Origin of the sequence: Mariniflexile sp. (genome assembly GCF_041583155.1) — a bacterium.
Lineage (GTDB): Bacteria > Bacteroidota > Bacteroidia > Flavobacteriales > Flavobacteriaceae > Mariniflexile.
On sequence record NZ_JBFHGK010000001.1, the window covers coordinates 92,878 to 114,436 of the forward strand.

General features: G+C 34.9%; 17 protein-coding genes and 2 riboswitches. All 17 genes read right to left on the minus strand.

Translation table 11 applies throughout. The features are described from left to right. Positions 1-6 precede the first annotated feature (6 nt). The 17 genes from metH to ABYI63_RS00460 all read right to left on the minus strand — a co-directional run bounded on the left by metH (position 7) and on the right by ABYI63_RS00460 (position 21,291). The gene (metH, locus tag ABYI63_RS00380) at positions 7-2,682 is read right to left on the minus strand and encodes a methionine synthase (protein ID WP_372752242.1); all 2,676 of its coding nucleotides are present in this window, start codon (positions 2,680-2,682) and stop codon (positions 7-9) included. A gap of 17 nt (positions 2,683-2,699) precedes the next feature. Beyond that, entirely contained in the window at positions 2,700-3,707 is a 1,008-nt protein-coding gene (locus ABYI63_RS00385) for a homocysteine S-methyltransferase family protein (protein ID WP_372752244.1), read from the minus strand. Between the two features lie 51 nt (positions 3,708-3,758). After that, a riboswitch (SAM riboswitch) is annotated at positions 3,759-3,873 on the minus strand. A 97-nt stretch (positions 3,874-3,970) separates the two neighbouring features. After that, entirely contained in the window at positions 3,971-4,861 is an 891-nt protein-coding gene (gene cysM / locus ABYI63_RS00390; protein WP_372752246.1) for a cysteine synthase CysM, read from the minus strand. After that, positions 4,848-5,618 carry a serine O-acetyltransferase EpsC gene (gene epsC / locus ABYI63_RS00395; protein WP_372752248.1) on the minus strand — a complete coding sequence of 257 codons (771 nt, stop codon included), beginning with the start codon at positions 5,616-5,618 and terminating at the stop codon, positions 4,848-4,850. The genes cysM and epsC overlap by 14 nt, the downstream gene beginning before the upstream one ends. A gap of 83 nt (positions 5,619-5,701) precedes the next feature. Continuing rightward, positions 5,702-6,754, minus strand: a complete 1,053-nt coding sequence (locus tag ABYI63_RS00400; RefSeq protein ID WP_372752250.1) for an NAD(P)/FAD-dependent oxidoreductase — start codon at positions 6,752-6,754, stop codon at positions 5,702-5,704. A 17-nt stretch (positions 6,755-6,771) separates the two neighbouring features. Continuing rightward, a complete protein-coding gene (locus ABYI63_RS00405) occupies positions 6,772-7,365 on the minus strand; it encodes a bifunctional precorrin-2 dehydrogenase/sirohydrochlorin ferrochelatase (RefSeq protein WP_372752434.1) in 594 nt (197 codons plus the stop codon). Positions 7,366-7,412: 47 nt separating this feature from the next. Beyond that, on the minus strand, positions 7,413-8,177 hold the full coding sequence (gene cobA / locus ABYI63_RS00410) for a uroporphyrinogen-III C-methyltransferase (RefSeq protein ID WP_372752252.1): 765 nt from the start codon (positions 8,175-8,177) through the stop codon (positions 7,413-7,415). 24 nt (positions 8,178-8,201) lie between these two features. Continuing rightward, a complete protein-coding gene (locus ABYI63_RS00415; RefSeq protein WP_372752254.1) occupies positions 8,202-10,289 on the minus strand; it encodes a HEPN domain-containing protein in 2,088 nt (695 codons plus the stop codon). A gap of 92 nt (positions 10,290-10,381) precedes the next feature. Further along, a complete protein-coding gene (locus tag ABYI63_RS00420; RefSeq protein ID WP_372752256.1) occupies positions 10,382-11,629 on the minus strand; it encodes a sulfate adenylyltransferase subunit 1 in 1,248 nt (415 codons plus the stop codon). A gap of 89 nt (positions 11,630-11,718) precedes the next feature. Next, positions 11,719-12,624 carry a sulfate adenylyltransferase subunit CysD gene (gene cysD / locus ABYI63_RS00425; protein ID WP_372752258.1) on the minus strand — a complete coding sequence of 302 codons (906 nt, stop codon included), beginning with the start codon at positions 12,622-12,624 and terminating at the stop codon, positions 11,719-11,721. 75 nt (positions 12,625-12,699) lie between these two features. Then, positions 12,700-13,320: a phosphoadenosine phosphosulfate reductase family protein gene (locus tag ABYI63_RS00430; RefSeq protein WP_372752260.1), complete on the minus strand. Its 621-nt coding sequence runs from the start codon at positions 13,318-13,320 to the stop codon at positions 12,700-12,702. Between the two features lie 8 nt (positions 13,321-13,328). Continuing rightward, positions 13,329-13,592, minus strand: coding sequence for a DUF2061 domain-containing protein (locus ABYI63_RS00435; RefSeq protein WP_372752262.1), 264 nt, complete (start codon positions 13,590-13,592; stop codon positions 13,329-13,331). A 175-nt stretch (positions 13,593-13,767) separates the two neighbouring features. Next, positions 13,768-14,181 (minus strand): Rrf2 family transcriptional regulator, encoded by a 414-nt coding sequence (locus ABYI63_RS00440; RefSeq protein WP_372752264.1) that lies wholly within the window; start codon positions 14,179-14,181, stop codon positions 13,768-13,770. Between the two features lie 42 nt (positions 14,182-14,223). After that, entirely contained in the window at positions 14,224-15,162 is a 939-nt protein-coding gene (locus ABYI63_RS00445; protein ID WP_372752266.1) for a polysaccharide lyase family 7 protein, read from the minus strand. Positions 15,163-15,286: 124 nt separating this feature from the next. Continuing rightward, positions 15,287-16,462, minus strand: coding sequence for a PLP-dependent aspartate aminotransferase family protein (locus ABYI63_RS00450; RefSeq protein ID WP_372752267.1), 1,176 nt, complete (start codon positions 16,460-16,462; stop codon positions 15,287-15,289). Positions 16,463-16,560: 98 nt separating this feature from the next. Continuing rightward, positions 16,561-19,962, minus strand: coding sequence for a bifunctional aspartate kinase/homoserine dehydrogenase I (gene thrA / locus ABYI63_RS00455; protein WP_372752270.1), 3,402 nt, complete (start codon positions 19,960-19,962; stop codon positions 16,561-16,563). A gap of 54 nt (positions 19,963-20,016) precedes the next feature. Then, a complete protein-coding gene (locus tag ABYI63_RS00460) occupies positions 20,017-21,291 on the minus strand; it encodes an O-acetylhomoserine aminocarboxypropyltransferase/cysteine synthase family protein (RefSeq protein WP_372752272.1) in 1,275 nt (424 codons plus the stop codon). Positions 21,292-21,413: 122 nt separating this feature from the next. Further along, a riboswitch (SAM riboswitch) is annotated at positions 21,414-21,538 on the minus strand. Between the last annotated feature and the right edge of the window lie 21 nt (positions 21,539-21,559).

Consider the following 21,559-nt stretch of genomic DNA (forward strand, 5'->3'; position numbering starts at 1 on the left):
AAAACCTTATTCATCAGCAATGGTTGGATGCAACCACTTTCTAGCTTTCTCTTTAGTAATACCTTTTCTAACCGCATAATCGGTAACTTGATCATCAGTAATTTTACCTAAACCAAAGTATTTCGCTTCCGGATTAGCAAAATAATATCCTGAAACTGCTGCAGCGGGCCACATGGCTAAGCTTTCGGTTAATTTCACACCAATTATTTTTTCAACTTCTAGCAACTCCCAAATAGTTTCCTTTTCTAAATGATCAGGACACGCAGGATACCCTGGTGCTGGTCGAATGCCTTTATAACTCTCTTTAATTAAATCATCGTTAGAAAGCGATTCACCTGCATCATACCCCCAATGTTTCGTTCTTACTTGTTTGTGGAGATATTCCGCTAAAGCCTCTGCAAACCTATCGGCTATGGCTTGGGCCATTATCGCATTGTAATCGTCTTCTTTAGCCTTATAACTATCAGCCAATTCTTGTGCTCCAAAAATAGCAACACAAAAGGCTCCCATGTAATCTATTTTACCGGTTTCTTTTGGAGCAATAAAATCGGCCAAAGCAAGGTTTGGAATGCCTTCGCGTTTACTTAATTGCTGACGTAAGGTTCTAAACCTCACTATTTCATTTCCTTTTTTCTGAATAGAAATATCATCATCATTTATAGCATTAGCCTCAAACAAACCGAAAACAGCTCTTGGTTTCAATAGTTGTTTGGCAATGATTTCTTCAATCATTACTTGTGCTTCGTTATACATGATTGTTGCTTGTTCACCTACCAATTCATCAGTTAATATATCTGGAAATTTACCGTGTAAATCCCAACTTCTAAAAAACGGACTCCAATCTATAAAAGGCACTAATTCCTTTAAACTTAATTGTTTCAACATCTGAATACCCATTTCTTTTGGTTTTACAATTTCAGACGTATCCCAATCAATTTTAAACTTACGTTTTCTGGCTTCAATTAATGAAATATATGATTTTTCTTTACCACGCTTTAAAAACTTGGTGCGAAATTCATCATAATCCTTTTTTAAATTAGCAACATACTCATTACTTGTTTTTTTATTCAATAAATCACCTACAACCGTTACAGCGCGCGACGCATCATTAACATGAACTACTGCGTTTTTGTATTGAGGATCAATTTTTACAGCCGTATGCGCTTTTGAGGTGGTTGCACCACCAATTAGTAATGGCACTGTAAAATTTTGACGCTCCATTTCTTTGGCTAAATACACCATTTCATCAAGTGACGGTGTAATTAAACCAGACAAACCAATAGCATCAACATTTTCCCTTTTGGCGGTTTCAATAATTTTTTCTGGCGGAACCATAACACCCAAATCTACAATAGCATAGTTATTACACGCTAATACAACGCTAACAATATTTTTTCCGATATCATGCACATCACCCTTTACAGTTGCCATAAGCACTTTACCAACGGGCTCTTGTAAATCTCCTTTTTCAGCCTCAATAAATGGGTTTAGATACCCTACGGCTTTTTTCATAACGCGAGCAGACTTTACCACTTGAGGCAAGAACATTTTACCTGCGCCAAATAAATCGCCTACCACGTTCATTCCTATCATTAAGTGACCTTCAATAACATCAATCGGTTTTTCGGCTTGTAATCTTGCTTCTTCTACATCTTCAATAATAAAGGCATCAATTCCTTTTACTAAAGCATGAGTAATTCTATCTTGAACAGGATTTTCTCTCCACGATAAGTCAACACCTTTTTCAACTTTGGAGCCTTTAACGGTTTCAGCAAATTCTAATAAGCGTTCTGTGGCATCATCACGCCTATCTAGAATTACATCTTCAACGTGTTCTAATAAATCTTTAGGTATATCGTCATATATTTCTAAAAGTGCTGGATTTACGATACCCATATTCATTCCTGCTTGAATGGCGTAATATAAAAACACCGAATGCATAGCTTCACGCACGCCATCGTTTCCTCTAAATGAAAACGACACGTTACTTACACCACCACTAACGCTTACATTTGTCAAGTTTTCACGTACCCAACGCGTAGCTTCAATAAAATCGATGGCATTTCTGCGGTGTTCCTCCATGCCAGTAGCAACTGGAAATATATTTAAATCGAAAATAATATCTTCAGAAGGAAAACCTACTTTATTCACTAAAATATCATACGATCGTTTTGCTATTTCTATTCTTCGTTCATAATTATCGGCTTGCCCGACCTCATCAAAAGCCATGACAATAACAGCTGCACCGTAACGTTTAATTTGTTTTGCCTCCCAAATAAATTTTTCTTCACCTTCTTTTAAGGAAATAGAGTTTACAACCGATTTCCCTTGAACCACCTGAAGTCCAGCTTCAATAATTTCCCATTTAGAACTATCAATCATGATAGGCACACGAGCAATATCGGGTTCGGCAGCAATAAGGTTTAAAAAACGAACCATAGATTCTTTACCATCTATCAATCCGTCGTCCATATTTATATCAATAATTTGGGCACCACCATCAACCTGATGACGAGCAACTGCTAAGGCTTCATCAAATTTTTCCTCTTTTATAAGACGAAGAAACATTCTAGAACCGGCTACATTTGTACGTTCTCCAACATTTATAAAGTTGCTGTTTTCGTTTAAAACCAAAGGTTCTAAACCAGACAATTTCATATATTTAGTTTGCTTAATTTTCATAACTCTTAACGTGTACCTTACACTGCGCTCAAAGCGGCAGCAGTACGTGGTTTGTATTTTGCGGCAATATTTGCGATAATTTTAATATGCTCTGGTGTTGTTCCACAACATCCGCCAATAATATTAATTAAATTTTTCTTTAAATATTCTTCAATCTGTTCTCCCATTTCTTCTGGAGATTCGTCGTACTCACCAAAAGCATTAGGTAAACCAGCATTGGGATGTGCTGAAATAGCAAAATCTGTTTTATTGGCAATTGCTTCTAAATGTGGTTGCAATAAATTAGCACCTAATGCACAGTTAAACCCAACAGATAACAATGGAATATGAGACACAGATATTAAAAAGGCTTCGGCTGTTTGCCCTGACAATGTTCTGCCTGAAGCATCAGTAATAGTTCCGCTTAACATAATTGGCACATCGATATTTCGAGCGTCTTTAACTTCTTCAATTGCGAATAATGCCGCTTTTGCATTTAAGGTATCAAATACGGTTTCCACTAACAATAAATCAGCACCACCATCTAACAAGGCTTCTACTTGTTGTTTGTAAGCAATTCGTAATTCGTCAAAGGTTACAGCTCTATAACCTGGATCATTAACATCTGGCGACATACTAGCTGTTCGGTTTGTTGGCCCAATAGAACCCGCTACAAAACGTGGTTTGTTTGGTTCACGTTTTGTAAATTCATCAGCTACTTCCTTTGCTATTTTTGCAGATTGGAAATTTAGTTCATACACCAAATCTTCCATTTGATAATCGGCCATAGCGATGGTTGTACCAGAAAATGTATTGGTTTCAACAATGTCTGCGCCAGCTTCAAAATACTTGGCATGAATGGTTTTTATAGCTTCTGGTTGCGTTATAGATAGTAAATCGTTATTACCCTGTAATGGTATTGGATAATCTTTAAAGCGCTCACCACGAAAGTCCTCTTCTGTAAATTTATAACGTTGAAGCATAGTCCCCATAGCACCATCCAGCACTAAAATACGATCTTGTAAAGCTTGTTGTATGTTTGACATTTTTGATAATTTATATCTGTATGTCATCAAGAAAAGTAAAAGAAACACTTTTCGTTATCTTTCTAATATTCCTTGAAATATTAGTAGAACGTAGCACCTTTCCCAAGATTTTGGGAGGTTGCCAAGGCTTCAACGGGTCTAGTCCCTCTACCTTTCTTGATAACACTATTAATACGTTTATGAACTAGTTTGCAAAAATACTAACTATATTTTTGTTATCCTATTTAATTTGTTTGTGAGAATGGTTAGGTTTGAATTATGTTTTATTCAAATAATGTTGAAGATAAATAGCGGTCGCCTCTGTCACAAATAATTGCCACAATAATACCTTCCTCAATTGTTTCCGCTATTTTTAAAGCGCAATACACGGAGCCCCCACTACTCATTCCTGCGAACACGCCTTCTTCTTTGGCTAATCGCTGCGTTGTAGCCTTAGCATCTTGTTCGCTAACATCAACCACCACATCAACTTTAGACCGATTAAAAAACTTTGGCACATAATCGGGCGACCATTTTCTAATCCCAGGAATTTTAGCGCCATCTTCTGGTTGTGCTCCAACAATAGTGATATTTTTATTTTTCTCCTTTAAATAAGTTGAAACACCCATTATAGTTCCTGTAGTACCCATGGCAGAAACAAAATGTGTTACTTGACCCTCGGTATCCTTCCAAATTTCTGGACCTGTAGTTTTATAATGTGCTTTCCAGTTATCGTCGTTTTCAAATTGATTCAAAAGCGTATATCCTTTTTCATCTCTTAATTGAAATGCTAAATCTCTAGAACCTTCAATTCCCGCATCAGCTGGGGTTAGTATCACTTCAGCACCGTAAGCACGCATGGTTTTAACTCGTTCCTCTGTTGAGTTTTCAGGCATTATTAACACCATATTCAAACCAAATAAATTCGCAATAAATGCTAACGCAATACCGGTATTCCCGCTGGTAGCTTCTACTAAATAACCACCTTTTTTTATGTCTCCTCGCTTTAAAGCTTCATTAATCATATTAAAGGCAGCACGGTCTTTTACACTTCCTCCTGGGTTATCGCCTTCTAGTTTTAAATACAGTTTTACGCCCTTTTTTGAAATCAAATGACTTACTTCAACAAGCGGAGTGTTTCCAATTCTATTTAAAATACCTTTAATGGGTGCCATTCTTTTTATGTCTGATTTTTATTTCAGTTTGATATGTTACTAATGAATTTTCTGGAACGGATTCGGTAATCCAAACATTTGCTCCAATAGTGCTATTGGCTCCAATAGAAATATCACCACCTAAAATTGTAGCATTGGCATAAATGGTTACGTTATCTTCAATTGTTGGATGACGTTTGATAGATTCCATGCTTTTTTTCACTTGAATTCCACCTAAAGTAACACCTTGAAAAATTTTAACATTATTTTTAATAACAGAAGTTTCGCCAATAACAATTCCGGTTCCATGATCCACAAAGAAGGATTCACCAATGGTTGCACCTGGATGAATATCAATACCTGTTATGCCATGAACATATTCACTCATCATTCTAGGAATGATAGGTACATTTTGCACATATAACTCATGACTTAAACGATAAATTGAGATGGCATAAAAACCCGGACAAGCTAAATAAACTTCCTCTAAGGTTTTAGTAGCTGGATCGAAATTAACAACCGCAACAGCATCTAAATCTAATTTAGTTCTGATAGAAGAAAATTTACTTTGAAATTCATTCCAAATAGCTTCACCTCCATCAATATTTAAATTACTTGTGATATCTAAAAAGGTTTTCTTTAAAGCCTGAAGTTCATTTTCATGTTCATCAAAAATATAATAAAACAAACGTTTTGTAAAAGTCTTAACTACATCTTTTAAACGGACGTTATATTTTTTTTGAATTAATTTATCATTTAATTCTTGGCATGGATCCATATCAAATACATTTAATTACCTGTTAATTGTCGCTCTTCGAGCTTGAAATTTACAACAATAAAACAAGACTTTTAAAGAACTTATTATTGAATGGACTGAACAACTGCTTTTGGTGCTTCCTTACGCGACCCATCAAACCCATCAATTCCACTTACTGTTGTGTATTTTAACACATATCTTTTTCCTGGATTAATAATTCTGTATGCTGCCTGACACATTAAAGTAGCTTCATGGAACCCGCAAAGAATTAATTTTAATTTTTCAGGATAGGTATTCACATCACCGATTGCAAAAATACCAGGTATGTTTGTTTGATAGTTTAAAGTATTATCTACTTTAATCGCATTCTTCTCAATTTCTAATCCCCAATTGGCTATAGGACCTAATTTTGGTGACAACCCAAAAAGTGGAATAAAATGGTCCGTTTCAATTCGTTTTTCTTCCCCATCAACATTTACGGTTAAGGCTTCAATTTTTCCATCACCATGAAGTTCGGTAACTTCAGCAGGGGTGATTAAATTGATTTTTCCAGCTTCCTTTAATTCCCCTACTTTTTCAACAGAATCTAAAGCCCCTCTAAATTCGTTTCTTCTATGAATTAGTGTTACTTCTGAAGCTACATCAGCTAAAAAGATACTCCAATCTAATGCCGAATCACCACCCCCAGAAATCACAACACGTTTATTTCTGTAAACTTCTGGATCTTTAATAAAGTATTCCAGACCGTTATCTTCGTAAATATCCAAATTATCCAACCCTGGTTTTCTAGGTTCAAAAGAGCCTAAACCACCGGCTATGGCAACCACAGGCGCATGGTGTTTTGTTCCTTTGTTAGTCGTAACAATAAAAGTACCATCTTCTAATTTATCAATAGTTTCTGCACGTTCACCTAAAGTAAAGCCTGGCTCAAACTGTTTACCTTGTTCTAGCAAGTTTTTAGTTAAATCGCCAGCTAAAATTTCTGGAAACCCTGGTATATCATAAATAGGTTTTTTAGGATAAATTTCTGAACATTGCCCCCCTGGTTGTGGCAACGCATCAATTAAATGGCATTTTAATTTTAACAATCCTGCTTCAAAAACTGTAAATAATCCTGTAGGACCTGCCCCTATAATAAGTATATCTGTTTTAATCATTTTAAGATTCTTTTACTCTATTTTTTTTCAATTAATCCTTTGGTAAATTCGTTAAGTGTTTCCACTTTTTGTTCAAAATCACCTTTTATTGTTTTTCTATATTCATTTAAATTCTTTACCAAATCATCTACATTTTCTGGAATAACATCCTCAAAAAACTGACGTAAACGTTTGGCTGTTGTTGGCGACTTTCCGTTAGTCGAAATTGCCACCTTCACATTACCTTTTGTAACTATTCCACCCATATAAAAATCACAATAAGGAGGATTATCAGCAACATTAACCAAAATGCTACGCTTACGGCAATGCTTGTGCACTTTTACATTTACGGTTGGCACATCGGTAGTTGCTATCACGATATGCTTACCTTTTAAATATTTTTTATTATAACGACGCTTAATTAATTTAACATTGCCTTTCTTTGCTAATTCGATTGTGCCTTCTCTAAACATAGGCGCCACCATAGTTACTTTAGCATCGGGACTTGACTTTAATAAAAATGTTAGTTTTTCTTCTGCTACATTTCCGCCACCAACAATAAGTACATTCAGGCTACTAAGTTTTAAAAATATTGGGTATAAATTATTTCGTTCAGCACCTACATTACCCATTAGGGAAACTTGCTCACTTGATTCTCCTGCATTTATAAGTTCCTTCTTCATGAATTATTTACAACTTCTTTATAAATTGATGAAAGTTGAACACGTTCCTTAACAACATCACCAATTACAATAATGGATGGGTTTGCTAATTGCTTTTCTTCAACCACTTTTATAATGGTGCTGATGGTGCCAAAACCAAATTTTTCATTTTCAGTGGTACCTTCTTGGATGATAGCTATCGGCGTATCTTGCTTATTTTCATCGGAAAAAATCTGAACAATTTCTTCCAATTTTGCCATACCCATTAAAATTACCACTGTTGCAGTTGATTTTGCTGCGATAGCTACATCACCCGATAATTTATGCGCTTTAGTAGTTCCTGTTATAACCCAAAAACTTTCTGAAGCCCCACGTTTTGTAAGCGGAATGCCTTGATAGGCAGGCACAGCTATGGAAGATGAAATTCCAGGCACCACAAAGGTTTCTAAACCAAACTGCCTAACATAATCAATCTCTTCAGCACCTCTTCCAAAAATAAATGGATCGCCACCTTTTAAACGTACTACATGTCCTTTTTCCTTAGCTTTTGTTACAATGAGTTCGTTAATCTGTTCCTGCTGATATGCATAACACCCTTTACGTTTCCCCACAAAAATAAGCTCTGCATCATGCGCAGCATATTTAAGAAGTTCTTCATTTATAAGCGCATCGTATAAAATCACGTCTGCAGATTCAATCGCTTTAATTCCTTTAAGTGTAATTAAATCGACATCTCCCGGACCTGCGCCTACAACTGTTAATTTTGGGTTTATCAAACTCATTCTAATTATTTAAATCGCCTTAAATTAAAGCTTTGTATCTGCTGTTCTAAAGGCTTTTACTTTTTCTAAAAATTGGTTAGCACTATTTATATATTCCTTTGCAAATGCCTCTGTTGGTGCGTTCTTATTAATTTGATAAATTAAATCTGAAAAAGAAGTCCCTAGATCTAGTTTTCCACTTTCAATAAAGAACTCATCAAATTGACTAACGATTCCTGCATGTGTATTGGTGCTTTTGTTTTCAGCCAATAACATTGCTTTTGCCGAGTTTACTAAAGAACTATAGGCATGATAAATGGCACTTGAATATACTTTGTCGTTAAAAGCTTGTTGTGCATTTTCAATTTTTTCTTCACTTTCTAAAAACAAAGTTGCAATTAAATCGATAACCACACCTGCACATTCACCAATTCCAATTTCTTTTTCATATTTCTGTTCTGTTCCCCAATCTATAAAATCGTCTTGAGTTAAATTTGAAACATCTTGTAAATCGTTTAATAAATCATAGTAATAACGTTCTCCCGTAACTTTATAATAGTCAACAAACTTTTTACCATTGGCATTAGCTTCAAAATCATTTAAAATTCTACGTAATGCTTCTGGTCCTCTTTTACTTGGTACTTTTACTACTTTATCGGCAAATAAACCTGTACCATCTCCTAAATTACCACCACCTAATAAAACTTGTAATGCCGGAGCCACCAATTTATCTGGTGTACGAACGGACATCCCTTGAAATCCGATGTTGGCCATATTGTGTTGTCCGCAAGCATTCATACAACCACTAATTTTTATAACAACATCGTCGTTTTTTAAATATTGTGGATATTCCGCTTTTATAACACGCTCCAACTCATCGGCGATACCTGTACTACTTGCAATACCCAAATTACAAGTATCGGTTCCAGGACATGCTGTTATATCAACTGCTTTGTTATAACCAGCTTCAACAAAACCTAATTTTTCTAATTCAGTATAGAAAAAAGGCACTAAATCTTCCTTTACAAAAGGAATTACTATATTTTGGCGTAACGACAGACGAATTTCGCCTGCAGCATGTTTTTCAACTAAATCGGCTAGCAAACGTGCTTTATCTGTGTAAAAATCGCCTAAAAGTACTTTGATACCAATAGCAACATAGCCTGCTTGTTTTTGAGGAATCAAGTTTGTAGATTTCCACAAATTAAATGCCGCTTCATCTTTAATTTCTACGTTTGGCGCTTCAACCGAAACTGGTTTTGAAGCTACATAGGCATCGGCATCAATAGCTACTGTTTTAAACTCGATTGCTTTTTGCTCACCTTCAACCAATTCTTTAAAAGCCTCTAAACCAATGTCTTTTATTAAGAATTTCATTCTGGCTTTAGCACGACTTTTACGCTCGCCATAACGATCAAAAACACGAACAACACCCTCCATTAAAGGAATGATTTTATCTGAAGGCAGGAAGTTATAAAGTTCGTCTGCATGACGCGGTTGTGAGCCCAAGCCACCACCAATCATAACCTTAAAACCACGAATTCCATTTTCAATTTTAGCGATAAAACCTAAATCGTGCATGTATGAAAGTCCTGTATCTTCATCAGAAGATGAAAAAGATACTTTAAACTTACGTCCCATTTCTTGACAGATAGGGTTTCTTAAGAAGAAACGAAATAAAGCATCAGCATAAGGCGACACATCAAAAGGTTCGTTTGGATCTATACCTGCCAATTCTGAAGCCGTTACGTTACGAACTGTATTTCCGCAAGCCTCTCTTAAGGTAATTGCATCTTTATCTAATTCGGCCCAAAGCTCAGGGGTTCTGTTCAAATCCACGTAATGAATTTGAATATCTTGACGTGTAGTTATGTGCAAACGGCCACGAGAATACTCATCAGAAACATCTGAAATTCTTCGCAACTGATTACTTTTCACTTTTCCGTAAGGCAGTTTAATACGAATCATTTGCACCCCTTCTTGACGCTGACCGTAAATACCACGTGCTAAACGAAGACTTCTAAATTTTTCTTCATCAATTTTGCCGGTATTGAATAACTCAATCTTTTTAGATAACTCTAAAATTTCATTTGCAACAACTGGATTCTCTATTTCTGTTCTAAAAGTTTGCATTTTCTTTTTTGTTTGAATGTTGAAAGTCTTAAAGTTGAAAAGTAGTTAGCTTATCAACTTTTCACTTTCAAACTTTTTAACTTTATACTTCTTTACTGGATAAAACCGGCTCCTACAGTATGGTTATTTTGAGTATCAATTAAAATAAAAGACCCGTTAGTTCTGTGGTTTTTAAATTGATCGAAAAACAATGGTTTGTTAAATTTAAAAGTAACCGATGCAATATCATTCACTTCTAAACCTTTAACATTCTTTTCTATTCCGGAATAATCTGGATTTATTTTATGATTGATAGATTCTACTCTTGCCAAAACTTTATTCACGCCATGTTGTAACACATATTTTGAACCAGCTTCTAATGGCGTAGAATCCATCCAGCAAATATTGGCCGTAAATTGTTTATCGATAGTTGGTAAATCGCCTTCTTTAACAATCATATCGCCTCTACTAACATTAATATCGTTTTCTAAAGTGATAGTTACAGATGAACGTCTTGAAGCCGTTTGATATTTTTCATCGTAGAAATAGATGTCTTTAATTTTCGATCTTGTTTTTGATGGTAATACCAAAATATTATCTCCAACACTTAATTCTCCTCCATATACTTTACCCGCATAACCTCTAAAATCATGAAAATCTTCTGTTTTAGGACGAATAACGTATTGTACAGGAAAACGTGGGGTACCTACATTAAATATATCTTTTTTATCTAATTCCTCTAAATGTTCCAATAAAGCATCTCCTTTATACCAAGGCATTTTATCAGATTTATTAACAACATTATCTCCCTTTAAAGCACTTACTGGGATGAATGTAATTTTTTGGTCTTGGTAATCTCTCTTACTCATTAACTCGGAGAAATCTGCTTTAATTTTGTTGTAAACCTCTTCAGAGTAATCAACCAAATCCATTTTATTAATAGCAACAACCACATCTTTAATTCTTAACAAATTATTGATGAAGAAGTGACGGTTTGTTTGCTCAATCACCCCTTTTCTTGCATCAATTAAGATGATAGATGCTTGTGATGTTGAAGCACCTGTAACCATGTTACGTGTATACTCTACGTGGCCAGGTGTATCTGCGATAATGTAACTTTTTTTGGCTGTTGAAAAATAAATGTGTGCCACATCAATGGTGATTCCTTGTTCTCTTTCTGCCACTAATCCATCAGTAGCCAACGAAAAATCTAAGTAATCATAACCTTTTTGTTTACTTGTTTTTTCTATAGCCTCTAATTTATCGGTAGTTAATGACTTTGTATCATAAAGTATGCGCCCTATTAGGGTACTTTTTCCATCATCTACACTTCCTGCTGTTGCAATTTTTAATACTTCCATTTTATTTTTATGCTTTATGCTTTACGCCTGCGCGTTAAGCAATCTGACTTTATCTTATTTATATTGGTCCAGAACTTACTTTCAATAACCTAAAAGTAACCTTGTTGTTTACGTTTTTCCATGGCTGCTTCCGAACGTTTATCATCTATTCGAGCACCACGTTCTGAAATAGTTGAATCTCTAATTTCTTCAACCACTTTAGAAATTGTGGAAGCTTCAGACAATACAGCTGCTGTACAACTCATATCCCCAACGGTTCTAAAACGTACCATCTTTTCAATTACCTCTTCACTTTCATCTCTATAAACAACATCATCTTCTGCAGACCAAATCATGCCATCTCTTAAAAATATTTTACGTTTATGAGCAAAATAAATCGATGGGATTTCAATATTTTCTTTTTCAATATAAGACCAAACATCTAATTCTGTCCAGTTTGAAATTGGGAACACCCGTACATTTTGACCTAAATTAATTTGACCATTCAACATATCAAACAACTCTGGACGTTGGTTTTTTTCATCCCATTGCCCAAAATCATCACGCACAGAAAATATACGTTCTTTTGCTCTGGCCTTTTCCTCATCACGACGTGCACCACCTATACAAGCATCAAATTTAAATTCTTCAATAGCATCTAAAAGCGTAGTGGTTTGAAGTTGGTTTCTACTCGCATATCTTCCTGATTCTTCTTTAACTTTACCTGCATCAATAGAATCTTGCACGTTTCTAACAATTAATTCCAAACCTAATTCTTTAACCAAACGGTCGCGGAATTCAATAGTCTCAGGAAAATTATGTCCGGTATCAATATGCATTAATGGAAATGGAATTTTAGCAGGGTAAAATGCTTTTACCGCTAAACGTACTAATGTGATAGAATCTTTACCTCCAGAAAACAATAACACAGGTTTTTCAAACTGCGCAGCAACTTCTCTAATAATGTAAATTGCTTCGTTTTCTAGTGAATTAATATTTGATGTGTCTTTCTTCATAATCTTATTTTTGTTAGTCACGAATACTATCTGTGCTGTGACCTTCTTTTTTTATACTTTTTAGTTCAACCCTAATTAACCATGTAAACCACACTCTCTATTCTCTAATGCTTTTGTTGGGTCGAAATATTTAAATTCGTTTGGCAAGTTATTTTCTTCTAGGTATTTATCTAATTCTGCATCCGTCCAATAATAAAACGGACTCACCTTTAAAACACCATCTTTACTAACACTAAAAATACCAATACTGTCTCTAAATGCGGTTTGACCTTGACGTAAATTCGTAAACCACACTTTTGGCTTGTGCTCTTCCATGGCACGCTTAAAAGGCTCCAACTTCACTTGTTCTGTAAACAAAGCATGTTCTGGAGCATCTACAGTAGGTATTCCCATAACCACATCACGATGTGCTGTTGTTTGTTTTGGGACATATAAGAATACGTTTAGGTTCAAATCATTTATTACCTTCTCGGCATGCTTATAAGTTTGAGGGGTATTGTAACCTGTATCGCACCAAACCACTGGAATTGTGGCTTCTATTGAAGACACCGCATGTAATATTGCTGCCTCGTAAGGTCTGAAATTAGTTGTTACTACCGCTTCTTTATTAAGCTCAAAAGCCTTCTGAATGATTTCAGATGGCTTAGCGTCCTTCAAAAGCGTGTTTAATTCGTTTATAACTTCTTGTGTAATCATACTCTATATTATTTTCCCCATTTAATAGAATTCCAAATGCGTTCGTGAAAAAAGTACAATACCATTTTTGTAACTAACTCTATGGAACCAATTTTAAAAGCTAAGGTTAAGTGACCTGTTATTATCCAAGAAATAAGAATAGTATCTAAAGTTCCTATAATTCTCCAACTAATAGACTTTACAACGCTTCTTAAAGGCTTCTCTTTTGTAATATCTGTTTTATAACTGGTTTTCTCTTTTTGATTTGAATTTGTTAACACTTGCTCAATCATTTTACTTAGTATTATATTAATCCTATCGATTTAGTAGGGTTTGCAAATTTAATACTTTTTATATTTTATCAAAATATTTTTTTGTTTTTTTTCGCTATGCGGCTTTTTAACACTTTATAATGAACTCCAGCAAAAAATATGAATTTCATTATTGATATATTAGCTTAGGCTACGTTTATCGCTCTGACAAATCCTTTAAACTTGTATTCTTAAATACTTCTAATGTACTATCTCTAACTTGTATCATCAGTTTATTAACACTACACGAATCTTCATCAGGACAGTCATCACACTTTTCATAAAAGTTTAAGCTTACACAAGGCACCATGGCAATTGGACCTTCAAGAACGCGCATTACCTCCGTCATTAAAATTTCCGAAGGGTCTTTTCTTAAATAATACCCCCCATGCTTGCCTTTCTTTGAACCTAATATGCCCGCCTTTCTTAAAGTAAGCAGAATGCTTTCTAAAAATTTTTGAGGAATGTGTTCTCCTTTAGCTATTTCACCTACTTGCACAGGTACATCGCTACCAGTTCTAGCAATAAAGGTTAGTGCTTTTAATCCGTATTTTGTTTTTTTAGATAACATGTTGCGAAGATAAGTATTTTATGAAATCCAAAAAGCATGAATTTAATTCATTGTATGTGATTTTTTTAAAGCGTAAAATGTGGCCTGCGAGAAGTCATCATCATCACCAGTATTATTCTGATTATAAACACCTGCTTTAAAATACATAAATTGACCACCTACATTATAACCGCTATTTACCATATTTACAGTTTTAACAACATCGGTTTGCCCATCTCTGCTAATGGTAACTGTTAAAATATCTCCTACAACTTTGATGGTGTAACTAAATTTTTCATTCAATGCGATGCCATCTGACGGATTTGAAGCACTATTACTCCTCGAGCCAATCATTTCATGCCATTGTTCACTACCAAAACCTTCTGCGGGTTCGTGTGCAAAATAGATAGAGCCAAGTTGATTGTCTTTTAATTTCCTGTAGTACAACCTAACGGGTTCATCATCATTAGCGTGTATTTGCCCAATGATAACACGTCCTATATGACTACTACTTCCTGTGGTAGTAACATGGTTTACAGCTAAAGTGGCACTCATTTCTCCATCATAACCAGCAGCGGCCGCTTTATCTGCTGCAGGAGCTGTACCAAAAACCCAATTATTCTTGTTAACACCCTGCGTACTTATACTTGTATTTACCCCTCTAAGCATTTCACGTAATTCTACTCTGGTATAACTTGTATTGGTTGATGTTTTAAAACCAGCTATTGGACATTTAAAAACCATTCCCCCATCATTAGCGGTGTAAAAATATGTAGCGTTTTCGTATTTGTTATTTAGCTGAGCTACAGTAATGGTCTGTGCGGTACCATTTCCACTATTCACTGGGATACTTAAATTCCAAGTTGATAAATCGAAATTAGCTGAAGGTGTATTATCTTCCTCAACAACAATTACCTCTTCTTCTGGCTCGACTTCAATTGAATCTGAAGCACTGCAACCTAATAGGAGTGTAACTACTGGAAGCATAAAAATTGTTTTCATTGATTTCATGTTCATTTTTTTTGCTTAAAAATAAACCCTAAAGATGATATTAACCTAAAAATACTCAAAATTTTAACAATCAAACCAAATGAGTAAAACCAAGAATCACATGAAATAAGTCTGCTTAATTAGATAAAGCTTGATCTAAATCGTTAATAACATCATCCACGTGTTCCAAGCCAACAGAAATCCGAACCAAACCATCGGTGATATTAACTACTAAGCGCGCTTCTTCACCCAAGCTATGATGTGTGGTTGATGCTGGATGTGTAACAATCGTTCTGGTATCTCCTAAATTAGCAGATAACGAACACATTTTTATAGAATTCAAGAAGTTTCTACCCGCTTCAATTCCACCTTTAACTTCAAAAGCTACTATGTTTCCTCCTAATTTCATTTGTTTTTTGGCCACTTCATATTGAGGATGTGACTTTAAAAACGGGTATTTTACCCAATTTACTTTTGGATGATTTTCTAAAAATTCAGCAACTTTCAATGCATTTTCACAATGTCTGTCTACTCGAACTGCAAGTGTTTCCAAACTTTTAGACAATGTCCAAGCACTTAAAGGCGACATTGCTGGCCCTGTATTTCTTGCGAACAGATAAATTTCCCTAATTAAATCGGCTCTTCCTACCGTTACACCTCCTAATACACGTCCTTGACCATCAATTAATTTAGTTGCAGAATGTATTACCAAATCGGCTCCAAACTTTATAGGTTGTTGTAAATACGGTGTTGCAAAACAGTTATCAATAATTAAAATTAAATTATGCTTTTTAGCTATATTCCCTAACAACTCTAAATCAATAATATCAATGGCAGGGTTCGTAGGAGACTCTGCATATAAAATTTTTGTGCTTGGAGTAATCAACCCTTCAATAGTTTCTGGCTCGTTGATGTTGAAATAACTTGTTGTAATTCCCCACTTTGGTAAATACTTTGTAAATAAAGTATGGGTTGAACCAAAAACCGAGCGAGCAGATACAATATGATCATCACTCTTAAGTAAAGCAGCAAAAGTTGAAAATATTGCAGCCATACCCGTGGCAAAAGCATAACCAGTTTCAGCCCCTTCCATTTTACATATCTTTTCTACAAATTCGGTAGTATTTGGATTTGTAAATCGGCTGTAAATGTTGCGCTCTTTTTCTTCTGTAAAAGAGGCACGCATATCTTCAGCGTCTTCAAACACAAAACTAGACGTTAAGTAAATTGGACTTGTATGCTCTAAAAATTCAGTACGATTAAGTTGTGTACGAATTGCTTCTGTTTCAAATTGTTTTTTTTCCTCGCTCATTTTTCTTTTTTTTCTTTCAACTAATGCGCTAATAATGATAAATAAAACATTAGTGAATTTATTTTTTTTATTTCAGGTTCCTTCTTAAGGTAAATACATTAGTTTATGTGTTTTGACAATCTTAAGATATCACCAAAAACACCTCTAGCTGTTACTTCTGCGCCAGCGCCAGCACCCTGAATTACAATTGGTTGCTCTCCATAACTTTCTGTAAATATTTCAAAAATAGCATCAGAACCTTTAATTTGCCCTAAAGTGCTATCGTTAGGGATTGATATTAATTTCACTTCTAACTGACCTTTATCTTTCGATAAGTCGCCCGATAAATCACCTATGTATCTTAAAACATATCCTGGACTTTGGGCTTCTTTTATCTTTTGAAATTCCTCATCTAGAACATTCAACTGACCTAAAAACTCTTGAACAGAAATATTTTGATATGCTTCAGGAATTAAATTCTGAACCGATACATCTTCAAACTCATTTTGCAAATCTAATTCTCTAGCTAAAATTAACAACTTTCTAGCCACATCATTTCCTGAAAAATCTTCTCTTGGATCTGGCTCCGTAAATCCTTTATCAATTGTTTCTTGAATAATAGCGCTAAACGGTTTGTCTTGTACCGAAAAATTATTAAACAAATAACTTAACGTACCGGAAAACACCCCGCGAATTCTGGTAATGTTTTCACCCGATTCGTGTAACAGCTTAATAGTATCAATAAGCGGTAATCCGGCACCAACCGTAGTTTCATAAAGATACTGCTTGTTTTGTTCTTTTAATTTAGAACGTAAATCGGTATAAAACTGATGCGATATTGTGTTGGCTATTTTGTTTGATGATACTAAATCGAAACCGGCTTCTACAAGTGGTATATAATTTTTATAAAAACTAGAACTCGCCGTATTATCAACCGCAATTAGGTTTTCTAGATGATGGGTTTTTGCAAACGCAATAACATCTTCAATAGAACTCTCTAAAGGCGATGTTTGGATTGTTGTTTTCCAATTACTATCTACGCCTTTTTTATTTAAAAGTAGTTTTTTTGAATTTCCAATAGCAAACACATTTAAACTAATGCCTTTGCGTTTTTCAATATCATCTTTCGATTTTAAAATTTGATAAATAAGTGCACTTCCTACTAACCCGTGACCAAAAATAGCGATGTTAATTTTCTTTGAAATTCCGAAAATCTCACCATGTATCACATTCATTGCTTTGTGAAGTTGATCTTTTCTAACCACCAAACTTACATTTTTCCCAGTAACCGTATTGTTGAATAACAACGGGGTAATCTGGTTTTTAATTAGCGCATTGAAAGGTTTATGAAACGAGCTTAACTCGATACCAATAATAGAAATTACCGATACATCATCAACCACCGCAATTTTATTAACATCTTGTGAGTAGAAATCTTTTTCAAACTCACGCTCTAACGCAATTACAGCTTGAGTTGCTTGGTCTGCATTAATAATTAAACCAATGCCTCTTTCTGAAGAACCTTGCGAAATAATACTCACGCTTATATTATGATTTGCCAAGGCTCCGAATATTCTGGCATCTACCCCACTTTTACCTAATAACCCACGACCTTCTAAATTTAATAAAGCAACGTTATCCAATACCGATAAAGAGGTCACTTCTTTAGAATTTGGTTTTGCAGTAATAAGCGTCCCTTCATCATTTGGGTTGAAGGTATTTAAAATTCGTAAGTTTATATTCTTTTCAACTAAAGGAATGATAGTTTTTGCATGCAGAACTTCAGTTCCAAAATTGGCAAGCTCATTCGCTTCACTAAATGATAATTCTCTAATCTTTTTGGCATCTTCAACCAAATCAGGGTTTGCTGTATAAATCCCATTTACATGAGTATAATTTTGCAACTCTTCAGCATCCAGATAATTAGCTAACAAAGCAGCTGTATAATTACTACCATTTCTGCCTAATGTAGTGGTTTCATTTTTAGAGTTTGAGGCAATAAAACCGGTAACAATATTTACAACATCGCTACCTGCTTCTTTAAAATATTTTTTAACATTGTCTTTTGAGAGTTGAGATATAGGCTGTGCATTTCCAAAAGTGTCATTCGTTTTTATTAAAACGCGCGCATCAACTGCCGCTGCTTTTATTGATTTCTGGTTTAACAAACTTGCAATTAATTTTACCGAAAGCAATTCGCCTTGAGCTAAAATTTCATCTTTAGTTTTTTGACTGTAATCACCTAAAAGGCTAACACCTTCAAACAATTTATCTAAGGTTGAAAATTCTTTTGAAAAATCAACATCCTTAAATGGTTCTGTTTGATAGTTTTTAAAAACCTGTAATACTTCTTTATATGGATGCCCTTTTACGGCTTTGTTTAGAATATCTTCTAAATCATCGGTTGCTGAGCTTCTTGCTGAAACCACCACAGCAATTTTTTCTCCTTCTTTTACCTTATTTTCTATAATTGAAATAACGGTATTCAATCCATCGCCGTTAGCTAAAGATTTACCTCCAAATTTTAATACTTTCATGCGTCTTTTTTTCGAATTAGGCACAAAAATGCCTTCTACTATTTTTTCTAATTGCTCATACTCCATTAAAAATGCATCGTGCCCGTGAACAGAATGAATTTCATTATAAGTAACATTCGGGTTTGATACTGCCAATTGCTTATGGGTTTGCCTATTTTCTTCAGCAGTGAAAAACAGATCGGAATCTACACCTATAATGTGAATATTTCCATGAATGTTTTCCAACACATTAAAATCCGATGGCCTATTTTTAGTCACATCAATGGTTTTTAATAATTGATTCATCAATTTATAAGCTGACAACTGAAAACGTTCCTGTAACTTATTCCCATGATGAAGCAACCAACTTTCCACATTAAAAATCTCTAGTTCTTCATTTTTTGAACGTTGAAAACGCTCATTAAAAGATTCGGGGGTTCTATAACATAACATGGCATGCATTCTGGCATCATGCACTGGATTTCTTGAATTCAATAAGAATTGCTCTTGAATCTGACAGTTGGCAATTAACCAATCTGTCGATTTCCAATCGGTTGCCACTGGTATTAAGTTTTCGGTTATATCAGGACTTAACACTGCCATTTCCCATGCAATTCCACCACCTAGCGAACCGCCAATAAGCGCAAATAACTTATCGATTTTTAATTCTTTTAAGCCTATTAAAAACAGATTGGCAATATCTCGGGCAACGAAATCTTTGTAATTGTCAATTACAAAACCATCGAATCCATTCCCAGGAATATTAAATGCCAAGATGGTATATAAATTGGTGTCAACAACCTTATCATCGCCCACTAAATCTTTCCACCAACCATCTTCTCCCGCGACATTACTATTACCTGTTAAAGCATGATTTACCAACACAATAGGCGCAGTACCCAAAGGTTTACCAAATAATTGATAGCTTAACTTTATTTCTGGGATAAGCACCTTATTTTCCGTGGTATAGTTTTTAATAATGATATGTTGCAATTCTTTTTTCAAGTAAAAAATAAATTTAAAATTTTATGCAAGGAAACAACCTTGCCAAATTATGAGTTATATGGATTTGAAAGCTTCTTTTAAATCGGCTTTTAAATCGTCGATATCTTCTAATCCAACAGATAGACGGATTAAGTCTTTTGGAGCCCCCGCTGCCGCTTGTTCTGCTTCTGTTAATTGTTGATGCGTTGTGCTTGCCGGGTGAATAATAAGTGATTTTGTATCGCCAATATTTGCTAATAATGAAAATAATTTTGAATTATCGGCAATAGCCTTTGCTGCATCATATCCTCCTTTGGCTCCAAAGGTAACAATTCCACTCTGACCTTTTGGCAAATATTTATCGGATAATGCTTTGTACTTGCTGCTTTCTAACCCCGGATAATTTACCCAAGCCACTTCTGGTTGTTCCTCCAACCATTTTGCTAGTTCCAGTGCATTCTGGCTATGTTGTTTAATTCTTACTGGAAGCGTTTCTAAACCTTGTATAATATTAAAGGCATTCGTTGGACTTAAAGCACCGCCAAAATCTCTTAATCCTTCAAGAATTAATTTAAAAGTATATGCTGCTGCACCCAATGCCTCATGATATACTAAACCGTGGTATCCTGCTGAAGGCTCTGTAAATTCAGGGAATTTTCCATTTGCCCAATCAAAAGTTCCTGCATCAATAATAGCGCCTCCTAAGGATGTTCCCTGGCCGCCTATGTATTTGGTTAATGAATGAATAACAATATTTGCCCCATACTCTATAGGGTTTAAAAGCACTGGTGTTGCTACCGTATTATCCACAATAAATGGTACACCTGCAGCTTTAGCATGAACCGAAATTGATTTTAAATCTAAAACATCTAGTTTTGGATTTCCTAATGATTCTACAAAAAAAGCTCTAGTATTATCCTGTACAGCATTTGCAAAGTTATCAGGGTTATCAGCATCAACAAATGTGGTTGTAATTCCTAATCTCGGTAATGTTACTTTTAACAAGTTGTAGGTACCTCCATATAAACTGCTTGATGCCACGATATGGTCACCTGCTTTTAATAAAGTTAATAAACCTGTTGAAATTGCAGCAGTTCCAGAAGCAAAAACAACGGCTCCAATACCCCCTTCAACAGCAGCTAATCGTTCTTGTAAAATTTGATTTGTTGGATTGTTAAGTCTGGTATAAATAAACCCTAATTCTTTTAATGAAAATAGGTTAGCAGCATGATCGGAATTGTTAAAAACATACGATGATGTTTGATAAATAGGCACTGCTCTGGTGCCGCCATGTGCTTTAACGTCGTGTCCTGCGTGTAGTGCGTTTGTTGCTAATTTTTGTGTACTCATTTTTCTGTCTTTTTTTAGTTAATAAATTGATTAAACCAAAAGCCAAATGCATCATGTTACTGATGTACTTAAAATAGAAAAATGTTAAAAAGAAAATACAACTATTATTAAAAAATAGTTTTGGGTTATCTATCCAATTTTTAATAAATGAATTAAAAATTAAGTAGAATTTAGCACCTTCTTTAATAAATTTAAAGGGTTGCTAAGGCTTCAAAGGGTCCAATCCCTCCACCTTTCTTGATAACATTTCAGTAAGTGTTTGAACTTT

Bases quoted from the DNA above. Each gene is read 5' to 3' on its own strand.
- metH (WP_372752242.1), bottom strand. From the start codon at position 2,682: ATGAAAATTAAGCAAACTAAATATATGAAATTGTCTGGTTTAGAACCT.
- ABYI63_RS00385 (WP_372752244.1), bottom strand. From the start codon at position 3,707: ATGTCAAACATACAACAAGCTTTACAAGATCGTATTTTAGTGCTGGAT.
- cysM (WP_372752246.1), bottom strand. From the start codon at position 4,861: ATGGCACCCATTAAAGGTATTTTAAATAGAATTGGAAACACTCCGCTT.
- epsC (WP_372752248.1), bottom strand. From the start codon at position 5,618: ATGGATCCATGCCAAGAATTAAATGATAAATTAATTCAAAAAAAATAT.
- ABYI63_RS00400 (WP_372752250.1), bottom strand. From the start codon at position 6,754: ATGATTAAAACAGATATACTTATTATAGGGGCAGGTCCTACAGGATTA.
- ABYI63_RS00405 (WP_372752434.1), bottom strand. From the start codon at position 7,365: ATGGGTAATGTAGGTGCTGAACGAAATAATTTATACCCAATATTTTTA.
- cobA (WP_372752252.1), bottom strand. From the start codon at position 8,177: ATGAGTTTGATAAACCCAAAATTAACAGTTGTAGGCGCAGGTCCGGGA.
- ABYI63_RS00415 (WP_372752254.1), bottom strand. From the start codon at position 10,289: ATGCAAACTTTTAGAACAGAAATAGAGAATCCAGTTGTTGCAAATGAA.
- ABYI63_RS00420 (WP_372752256.1), bottom strand. From the start codon at position 11,629: ATGGAAGTATTAAAAATTGCAACAGCAGGAAGTGTAGATGATGGAAAA.
- cysD (WP_372752258.1), bottom strand. From the start codon at position 12,624: ATGAAGAAAGACACATCAAATATTAATTCACTAGAAAACGAAGCAATT.
- ABYI63_RS00430 (WP_372752260.1), bottom strand. From the start codon at position 13,320: ATGATTACACAAGAAGTTATAAACGAATTAAACACGCTTTTGAAGGAC.
- ABYI63_RS00435 (WP_372752262.1), bottom strand. From the start codon at position 13,592: ATGATTGAGCAAGTGTTAACAAATTCAAATCAAAAAGAGAAAACCAGT.
- ABYI63_RS00440 (WP_372752264.1), bottom strand. From the start codon at position 14,181: ATGTTATCTAAAAAAACAAAATACGGATTAAAAGCACTAACCTTTATT.
- ABYI63_RS00445 (WP_372752266.1), bottom strand. From the start codon at position 15,162: ATGAAAACAATTTTTATGCTTCCAGTAGTTACACTCCTATTAGGTTGC.
- ABYI63_RS00450 (WP_372752267.1), bottom strand. From the start codon at position 16,462: ATGAGCGAGGAAAAAAAACAATTTGAAACAGAAGCAATTCGTACACAA.
- ABYI63_RS00460 (WP_372752272.1), bottom strand. From the start codon at position 21,291: ATGAGTACACAAAAATTAGCAACAAACGCACTACACGCAGGACACGAC.